This is a genomic window from Nocardia sp. NPDC004711, assembly GCF_053601595.1.
The window spans coordinates 204,654-213,377 of record NZ_JBSGCB010000012.1 but is presented as its reverse complement, the minus strand read 5'-3'; the positions used below and the strand labels follow the sequence as shown (position 1 = coordinate 213,377).

9 protein-coding genes are annotated in these 8,724 nt (G+C 67.3%); 1 reads left to right on the top strand and 8 read right to left on the bottom strand.

Annotated features, from left to right (window positions below; all coding sequences use genetic code 11):
• The 8 genes from ACWEKS_RS14670 to ACWEKS_RS14635 all read right to left on the bottom strand — a co-directional run.
• Positions 1-500: serine/threonine-protein kinase (locus ACWEKS_RS14670; RefSeq protein ID WP_452340533.1), on the bottom strand; the 500-nt coding region annotated here is incomplete at its 3' end.
• 150 nt (positions 501-650) lie between these two features.
• A complete protein-coding gene (locus tag ACWEKS_RS14665) occupies positions 651-1,418 on the bottom strand; it encodes a hypothetical protein (protein ID WP_452340532.1) in 768 nt (255 codons plus the stop codon).
• Between the two features lie 16 nt (positions 1,419-1,434).
• Positions 1,435-2,034: an RBBP9/YdeN family alpha/beta hydrolase gene (locus tag ACWEKS_RS14660; RefSeq protein ID WP_452340531.1), complete on the bottom strand. Its 600-nt coding sequence runs from the start codon at positions 2,032-2,034 to the stop codon at positions 1,435-1,437.
• 44 nt (positions 2,035-2,078) lie between these two features.
• Positions 2,079-2,903, bottom strand: coding sequence for an SDR family NAD(P)-dependent oxidoreductase (locus ACWEKS_RS14655; RefSeq protein ID WP_452340530.1), 825 nt, complete (start codon positions 2,901-2,903; stop codon positions 2,079-2,081).
• A 64-nt stretch (positions 2,904-2,967) separates the two neighbouring features.
• On the bottom strand, positions 2,968-4,521 hold the full coding sequence (locus tag ACWEKS_RS14650; protein WP_452340529.1) for a long-chain-fatty-acid--CoA ligase: 1,554 nt from the start codon (positions 4,519-4,521) through the stop codon (positions 2,968-2,970).
• A 67-nt stretch (positions 4,522-4,588) separates the two neighbouring features.
• Positions 4,589-5,926 carry an MFS transporter gene (locus ACWEKS_RS14645; protein WP_452340528.1) on the bottom strand — a complete coding sequence of 446 codons (1,338 nt, stop codon included), beginning with the start codon at positions 5,924-5,926 and terminating at the stop codon, positions 4,589-4,591.
• 118 nt (positions 5,927-6,044) lie between these two features.
• Positions 6,045-7,094, bottom strand: a complete 1,050-nt coding sequence (locus ACWEKS_RS14640; protein WP_452340527.1) for a 3-keto-5-aminohexanoate cleavage protein — start codon at positions 7,092-7,094, stop codon at positions 6,045-6,047.
• 46 nt (positions 7,095-7,140) lie between these two features.
• Positions 7,141-7,491, bottom strand: a complete 351-nt coding sequence (locus ACWEKS_RS14635) for a carboxymuconolactone decarboxylase family protein (RefSeq protein WP_452340543.1) — start codon at positions 7,489-7,491, stop codon at positions 7,141-7,143.
• Positions 7,492-7,657: 166 nt separating this feature from the next.
• Between ACWEKS_RS14635 and ACWEKS_RS14630 the strand changes: the two genes are divergently transcribed.
• Positions 7,658-8,653 carry an AraC family transcriptional regulator gene (locus ACWEKS_RS14630; protein ID WP_452340526.1) on the top strand — a complete coding sequence of 332 codons (996 nt, stop codon included), beginning with the start codon at positions 7,658-7,660 and terminating at the stop codon, positions 8,651-8,653.
• The last annotated feature ends 71 nt before the right edge of the window (positions 8,654-8,724 follow it).

The window sequence follows — 8,724 nt, the reverse complement described above, 5'->3', positions numbered from 1 at the left end:
ATCCCGAAATCGGTCAACGCGGGCTCACCGTAATCGGTGAGCAGGATGTTTCCCGGCTTGATATCGCGGTGCAGCACCTGCGCTCGATGCGCGGTCTCCAGCGCCCCGGCGATCTTCACCCCCAGGTGCAGCACCTGCGCCAGCGACAACGGACCGTCGCGGCGCAGGCGCGCATCCAGGGACCCACGCGCGTGATAGGGCATGACCAGGTACGGGTGACCACTCGCGGTCTCACCGACCTCGAGCATGTCGACGATGTTCGGGTGCCCGGTCAACCGCCCCATCGCACGCTGCTCGCGAAAGAAACGCTCCCGATTCTCATCCAGCTCACCGGTCAGCACCTTCACCGCGACCGTGCGACCCGCAGCCGGCTGGCTACAGCGGTACACCTCCCCGAAACCGCCCCGCCCGATCTCCTCGGCCTCCTCGAAACCCGCAGCACGCAACTCCGTGACGACATCGACATCACGCTGCGTCATGAACAGATCTCTCTCGACCATCGGTCACTCGTGATCTCCCCACCGGGCACCAGCCACAATATCCCGACTGGTCTGTCCTCCGCACGCTGTTCGCCGTCTGGCGGAGGCGGCCTTCCTACCGTCGGCCGTCCCGGTGTGGCGGCCGACGGTTTCGGGGACCGTCGTGGGTTGTTACTTGCCGGGGTTGGTGGCCTGTGCGGGGTCTTTGCAGTAGGCGAGGTCGGGCGGGCAGGGAGCAAGGATCGTGGAGAAGTACTGGATCGCGGAGAACAGTGTGATGGGCCCGCCGGCGACGACGAGTCCGGCCATCGTTCCGACGGCGCCGAGGGTGGCGGCACCCAGGACGCAGCCCGCGATGGTGGCGCCGACGAAGGGAACGAGCAGTGCCATGACGGGACTGGTGAGCACGGCACCGGCGGCCGCACCGACCAGACACCCGACGCCCGCGCCGAGTACAGCGCCCAGGACCGCGCTGACGGCGGCTCCGATGGCTGCGCGCTGGGCGAACACGCCGAGGGCTTGGTTGTCACGGGGAGTGAACGATTCGGCGATCTGGGTGGCGGCCCGATCGGTGGTGATGGTCTGGTCGGGGGTGACGGCCTGCGCGGCCGGCACGGGTTGTCCGGCCGTCTTGTCGGGGGTGAGTGTTGCTGTGCCACCGTCGATTCGGGCGGCGATCGGGTAGGCGGTGTTGTCGATGCGGTAGGTGAGCGGGACCGCGGCGACCGGCCGGTCGGTGGGATCGGTGAGGACGAGTTGGTCTCCGGCGAGCTTCAAGGCTCCGCCGCTGATGGTCAGCAGCGCGGCATCGCCTTGACGCGTGACTTCGTAATGGACGTCGGCATTTTCGGCGTGGCCGGGTTGCGGGGCGGCGTTGGCGGTCGCGGCGGTCAGCGCGAGGGCGGTCGCGGCGAGCACGGCGGTGGTGGTTTTCCTCATCGGGTGTTTCCTTGATTCATCGGTGTACTTCCGTGGTGGAAGGCTTTGTGCGCGTGACCAGTCCGGTCAGCAGTGAGGTGGCCCGCGGCCATGGCCCGTAGCCGGCGGCGGAGTCGAGGTGCCCGACCGGACCGAGATCGACCGGCCTGCTTCCCCAGGCTTCGGCCATCCCGGTCACCCGCCGGACGTTGGCGAACGGGTCGTTGGTGCTGGCCGCCAGAGTGGTTTGGAACGGCAGGCGACCGCGCGGGATGGGGCACCAGCCATGTGCTGTGCCGATTCGCCGAATCCCCGGATCATCCGTGGGCGGGTTTTCGAAGTCCGGCGGTGTGACGAGCAACGCCGCACGGATCGGCCGGCTCGGCCGCTGCGCCCAGTGCACGACAGTGAGAACCCCGGCGCTGTGCGCGACCAGAACGAGGTCGTCCGGGATGGCCGACACCGTGGTCTCCAGGCTTGCCACCCAGGCGTCCCGATCCATGTGTGTGCCATCGGGAGGACGTGGGACGGTGTGCGTGCGGGTATCGGTGGCGGCCAGCCGGTGCAGCCAGTGGCCCGGGGGCGGGTCGTTGAGCCCCGGGACGATGACGACGGCGGGCTCGGGGGAGTAGTTCAAATCGATGCTCCGATAAGACTTTCAGGTGTTCGCGAGCGCGCAGCTCAGATCACGACCCCGCCGTTGGGGCTGATGATCTGCCCGGTGAGATAGTGGTTCTCGCTCGCGAGGTAGACGGCCAGCGAGGCGTATTCCTCGGGGGTGCCCAGTCTTCCGACAGGGATCATCTGGTAGAGGCTGTTCTTCTGTTCCTCGGTGGCCGTGGCGAGGTATGCCAGGAATGGTGGGGTGGCGACGCCACCGCAGGCGATGGCGTTGACCAGGACACCGGCTCCGGCGACATCGAGCGCGACGGTCTTGGTGAGGCTGGCGACCGCGGCCTTGGCGGCGGAGTAGCCGGGGCTGTGCGCGCTCGCCGCCGAGATCCCGGCGACGGAGCTGATATTGATGATCCGGCCGTAGCCCTGCGGCTCCATGTGCCGCAGGGCGGCGCGGGTGCACCAGAACACGCCGTGCACGTTGACGTCCCACCACCTCAGCCAGTCGTTATCGGTGAGACTTGTTGTGATGCCCAGGGATTGGCGCTCGATCGGGGTGGTCAGGTAGGCGTAGTGCCGGTTGCGGCGCGCTACATCGGCCGGTGAGTCCGGTACCAGGGCAGCGTTGTTGACCAGGATGTGAACCCCGCCGAAGCGGTCGGCGGCCTCGTCGACCATCGCGTCGACCGCTGCCCGGTCGGAAACGTCGACCTGAGCCGGCATGCAGCGGCGGCCGATCGCGAGGATCTCATCGGTGACGGTCGCGAGTGTGTCGGGCCGAATGTCGCAGGCGACGATATCGGCGCCTGCGTGCGCCATCGCGACCGCGATGGCGCGGCCCAGTCCCTGGCCCGCACCGGTGATGACGGCAGTTCTGCCGACTAGCTGCATGATGTTCTTCCTTTCGGTTACCGTCTCACGTCCGGGCGGTGATGATGTTGCGGCGCAAGCGGTTTCAGTGGTGGGCGCGGAGTTCGCGTTTGAGGATCTTGCCGGTCGAGGTCATCGGCAATGCGGACACGAGTTCGATGTGGCGGGGGTACTTGTAGGCGGCCATGCGCTGCTTGGCCCAGTCGATGAGCGACCGTTCGGACGGTGCCGTTCCGGGCGCGGCGATGATGTAGGCCTTGATCTCTTCGCCGTGGCGCGCGTGCGGGATCCCGACGACCGCGGCCAGCGACACCGCTTCGTGGGTCATCAGTGTTTCTTCGATCTCACGCGGATAGACGTTGAGTCCGCCGCGCACGATCATGTCCTTGGCACGGTCGACGATGTAGTAGTAGCCGTCGGCGTCGCAGCGGGCCAGATCGCCGGTGCGCAACCAGCCATCGTGCATGACTTCGCGCGTTGCGCCGGGTTTGCGGTGGTAGCCCTTCATCACGTTGTGGCCACGAATGGCGATCTCACCGACCGCGCGCTCGCCGGTGACCGTCTGCCAGTCGTCGTCGACCAGGCGCACCTCGACGCCCCATACCGGTCGCCCGATCGAGCCGGGGCGCGGCTCGTCGGCCAGGTCCGCGAACAATGCTAGCGGCGAGGTTTCCGACAGCCCGTAGCCTTCGGCGATGGTCACCCCGAACCGTTGCCGGAAGCGGGTGTGGATCTCGACGGGCAGCGCGGCCCCGCCGGAGATCGCCAGCCGCAGACTGTTGCCGACCGCGCCTACGTCATCGGTGCCGGTGGGGGCGTCGAGCAATGCCCAGTACATGGTCGGGACACCGGCGAACAGGGTGATGTGTTCGGCGCGCAGCAGCTCGAGTGTCGTCGTGGCGTCGAAGCGGGGTTGCAGGACGAGGGTTGCGGCGACGGAGAACCCGGCGTTCATGTTGACCGTCTGCCCGAAGGAGTGGAACAGCGGCAGCGTCACCAGATGCCGGTCGTGGATCCCGGGATCGCTGCTGAACTGCCGGTTGGCGGTGAAGGCGTTGAGCAACATATTGGCGTGGGTCAGCTCGGCGCCCTTGGGCGTTCCGGTGGTGCCGGAGGTATAGAGGATGACCGCCGTGTCGTCGGGATTCATGGCCCGCGTGCCGAATTCGCCGGGAAATTCCCGCAGCATGGTGGCCAGCTCGCCGGGCCCGCCGACCTCCCCGGGGGCTGGGGAATCGATGAGGAAGAAGTGGCGGCAACTGGGGGCCCGGTCGAATCCGGCACGACCGTACTCGCCCATCGCAAGCTCAGCGGTGTCCTCGAAGCAGAAGAACGCCTTAGCCTCGGAATCGTCGAGGTGGTACGCGATTTCGCGGTCCTTGAGCAGAATGTTGAGCGGTACGACCGTTGCTCCCGCTTTCAGGATGCCGTAGTAGATGATCGGGAACCACGCCAGATTCGGGCATGACAGCGCGACCTTGTCACCCCGCTGGATGTCGCGGGCGGCGAGCAGGTGGGCGATCCGGTTCGCGGCGACGTCGACCTGGGCATAGGTCAGTCTCTGATCGCCGGCGACGATGGCATCGTGCCCCGGATGACGGCGGGCTGTGTCTTCGAGCAGCACAGCGAGATTGAGCATGGGAAGACCTCACGGAATTGATGGGACCGGATCGGTTGCGGCCGAACGGCCGGACAGGGCGGCGTGGTCAGGCGGCCGGACGGCTCGTTTCCAATCGGGCGAGGCGGCGCAGTCCGGCCGGGTAGGCGTATCTGCCCACGGCCAGGGCGGCGATGGCGCCGATATAGGCGAGCGGAACCAGGCGCAGCGCGGCGGCGAGCCCGTAACGGTCGGCGAGGAGGCCCACGACCAGCGGCCCGAGGGCGAGCCCGAAGATGTTGTTGGCCAAGGTCACCGTGGCGAGCGCGGTCGCCCGCAGGCTGGCGTGGGTGAGGCTGGCGACCATCGAGGTCGTCGCTCCCGCCGATCCGGCGGCGGTCACTGCTCCCAGTGCCAGGATGGTCAGCTGGGCGGCACCGGTGCCGAGGCTGAACGCGATGGTGAGCAGGACCAGCGAGACCGCGCAGTAGACCAGTGCAGTGCTCCATTGACGTATCGGGTGCCGTCGGCCGACGCGGTCGGTGATGATGCCGCACATGATCATTCCGGTCCCGATGAGCAGCACATATCCCGAGGCCACAAGTCCGGCGCGGTCGGTGGGCATGGAATAGGAGCGGTTGAAGAAGCTCGGCAGCCAGGCCATCAGCACGGCCGCGACGAACAGTTGCAGACCGCCGCCGACGTAGGCGCACCACACCGACACCGAGGAGAACAGGCTCGAGAGCGGTGCCCGCACCGCGCCGCCGGTCGGCGTGGCGGCCGCTGCGCCGGTCGCCGGTGATTCGGCGAAAGTGTGTCGGCGCAAAGCGGATTCGGTGACCACCGTGCGGAACGCGCCGACCAGCAGCAGCCCGAGGCCGGCCATCAGGGCGAAGGTCCAGCGCCAGCCGATGTGCGAGGCGACGACACCGCCCAGCGCGACACCCAGGACCGACCCGAACGAGCCGCCCGCCAGGAACGCACCGCTCAGGGAGGCGCGCAGGTGCGGGGCGAACACCGCCAGCATCACCGCGGCGCCTACGCTGCCATAGGCGGCTTCGCCGACTCCGACCAGGAAACGCGCGCCCAGCATCTGCCCGTATCCGGTGGCGAGCGCGCACAGCAGAGTGGCCAGACTCCAGACCGTCGCCATGATCAGCATGCTGCGCACGCGTCCCCAGCGATCCGCCACCAGGGACAGGGGGAACGCCAGCAGCCCCACCATCAGGGCCACGATGCTGCTCAACGAGCCCAGCCGTGAATCCGACAGTCCCCATTCGTTTTTCAGTAGCGGGAACACCGCCGATAGCACCTGACGGGACATGTAGTCCGACAGCATCAATCCGAAGGTCAGTCCGAACACGACCCACGGGAAGCTCCGTGAGCGGACTCGCGATGGTCCGGCGGCCGTCGCCGACAAGTCGGTGGGGGTGGTGGAGATGTCCATGGCGCTTCCTCGAGCCTGGTGGAACCGACGGACCGGCGCGGCCGGATCCTGTCGACGAACAAATCTGCGTGGTGCGCCGGCCGCACCGAGTGCGACCGGCCCACTCACCTGCGAAAGATCAAGCGTGGTGCAGGAATCCGACCTGGCCGGGCTGCCGGTTGGGCGGGTATCCGATCTTGGCCAGCGCGTCGTCGGTGCCGGAGTAGATCTCGTCGAACAGGTAGATGTCGCGTGCCTCCTTGCAGGAGGCCACATCGCGGCCGAGTTCGTCGGCTATGCGGACCATCTGCTCGACCTGTTCGACCGAGGTGCGTCGTTCGCCCTTGCGGCCCCACAGGTTGTCCTCGATGCCGACTCGGACGTGCTGGCCCAGCGCGATCGCGATGGTGCACATCGGGGTGACATTGCGCATGATCGTTTCGATGGTCAGCACCGCGCCGTCCGGAGTGCGGCGGATGAACTCGAACAGGTCCGCCGGATGCAGGCCCGCCGCGCCGCCGCCGATCGCCACGTAATTCAGCACCAGCGGGCCGGTGTAGAGGCCACGGCGGATCAACCGCTCGACGGTCTCGAGCTGATGCACCGAGCCGAGCATGAAATGCGGCTGGATACCCGCCGCGGTCAGCCGCCGCAGATGCTCGATATAGAACTCCGGGCCCGCCTCGACGACCATGTCGCGATACGCCTTCTGCAGCACGGGATTCTGCAGCGAGGTGCCGGCGATGTCGTCATCGGTCAGCAGCTCCATGAGGTTCATCTGGCTCGTGTTGATGGCGATGGTGACCTGGTCGGGTTTCGGATCCAGCTCCGCCAGCAGGTGGCGGGTGTCGTAGTCCAGCCACTGCGCCTGGTCGCCGCCTTCCGGCGGCGCGAACGAAATCGAGCCGCCGACCTGGAGAATCATCTCCGGTACCGCTTCGCGCAGGCGGCCCAGCATCTCGTTGAACAGCTCGAGCCGCTTCGACCCGTGTCCATCGGCTTCCCGCACGTGGACGTGCAGCACCTGTGCGCCCGCGTTGTAGCAGTCCACCGCCTTCTGGATCTGCTCGTCCATCGTCACCGGGATGTCGTCGGAGTCTCCGGGCAGGAATTCCGGGCCGTACGGCGCTACCTGGATGACCAGTTTCTCCTGGTTCTCCGGTAGCAGCGAATCGTCGAGATAGTGCATGATCGTCCTTCCTGATTCTGGTGAGTTGCGCTTTGCCGCAGCGGATTCACCGCTGTTGCGCGCGGCGACGCTCGAAGGCGTCGAGTTCTTCGGCGAGCACGGGGACCCCGATGTTGCACGCGTGAATGCCCAGCACACTGGTCAGCTCGAGGACGGCGAGGATCTCCTCGCGGGACACGCCCAGCTCCAGGGCGGCGCGAATGTGGCGGCGCACGCCCGGCGAGTACATGTGGGTGCACGCGGCGTCGACCGCGATGCTCAGCAATTCCACGAACTGTGGGGACAGCACGCCACGGCGGACCGGCAGCGTACCCATGGACATGAATTGCTCGGTCCACTCCGGGTCCCAGTCGGACAATTTGTCCCACAACGGATTCCATGCTCCTTGTGCGCGCATGGCGTCGACGACGGGCGTGGGCACGGACGCGGGCTCGGTGGTCACGGGCAGCTCCTGTGATGCGGTGAACGTGATAGCCGTCACGCTATGTGTGCACGAGTCATCATGTTTGACTGAGCGGGACCGAAAGATTGACAATCTGGGACATCATGAAGGAGGGATGCCGATGGCTCCGATGATCCGAAGCGCCGTCCTGTCCGGCTATGTCGATTTGACCCTGTCCTTGGGGGTCGATCCGATGCTGATGTTGCGATCGGTGGGCATCGGCGCCGGGGCGGTCAGCGCCAGCGATACCTGGCTGCCCGCCGCCGCGGTGGATCTGCTGCTGGAACGCACTGCGCGCGAAGCGAACTGCGAGGAGTTCGGCCTACACCTGGCCGAGCGTCGCAGCTTGGCCAACCTCGGGCCGGTCGCGCTCGTCGCCCGCGAGGAACCCGACGTTCGCAGTGCCCTGCAGATCGCGCTCCGCTATATCTCCTTGCACAATGAGGCGCTGCGCACCAGCCTCACCCAGGCCGACAGTCTGACCACCATTCGCATCCAGGCCGCACCCGGCGCCTCGCTCGGCCGGCAGGCCACCGAGCTCGCCGTCGGTGCCACCTGCCGCATCCTGCGAGAACTCCTAGGTCAGGACTGGCATCCGTTGTCGGTCTGCTTCACCCACGGCGCACCCGAGCGGCGCGGCGATGCTCACCGGATCCTCGGGCCCGCAATCGAATTCGAGCAGAGCTTCAACGGCATCGTGTGCTACACCCGCGACCTCGACACCGCCAACCCGCTTGCCGACCCCCTGCTCCGCCCCTATGCCCGCGAATACCTGCGATCCCTGACCCCGGTCGGCGAATCCACCGCCGAGCAGGCACGCGCCATCATCGAAACCCTGCTGCCCACCCATCAGTGCTCGGCCGCCACCGTCGCCGCCCGCCTCGGCATCGACCGCCGGACTCTGCACCGATACCTGGCCCGCAGCGGAGAAACCTTCACCACCCTCCTCAACAGCACTCGCCTCGATCTCGCCCACCGCTACCTCACCCACCACGACCGCACCCTCACCGCCATCGCCACCGAACTCGGCTTCTCCGAACTGAGCGCCTTCTCCCGATGGTTCCGCCACCACACCGGCCAGAGCCCCACCCACATCCGCACACCCCGACTCCAGTAGGGCGCAGCTGCGGCCGCGGCTCACCGGAAGCTCCCGGCGGGCTCACAGGGTTCATTGGACTCCGGGGCGCT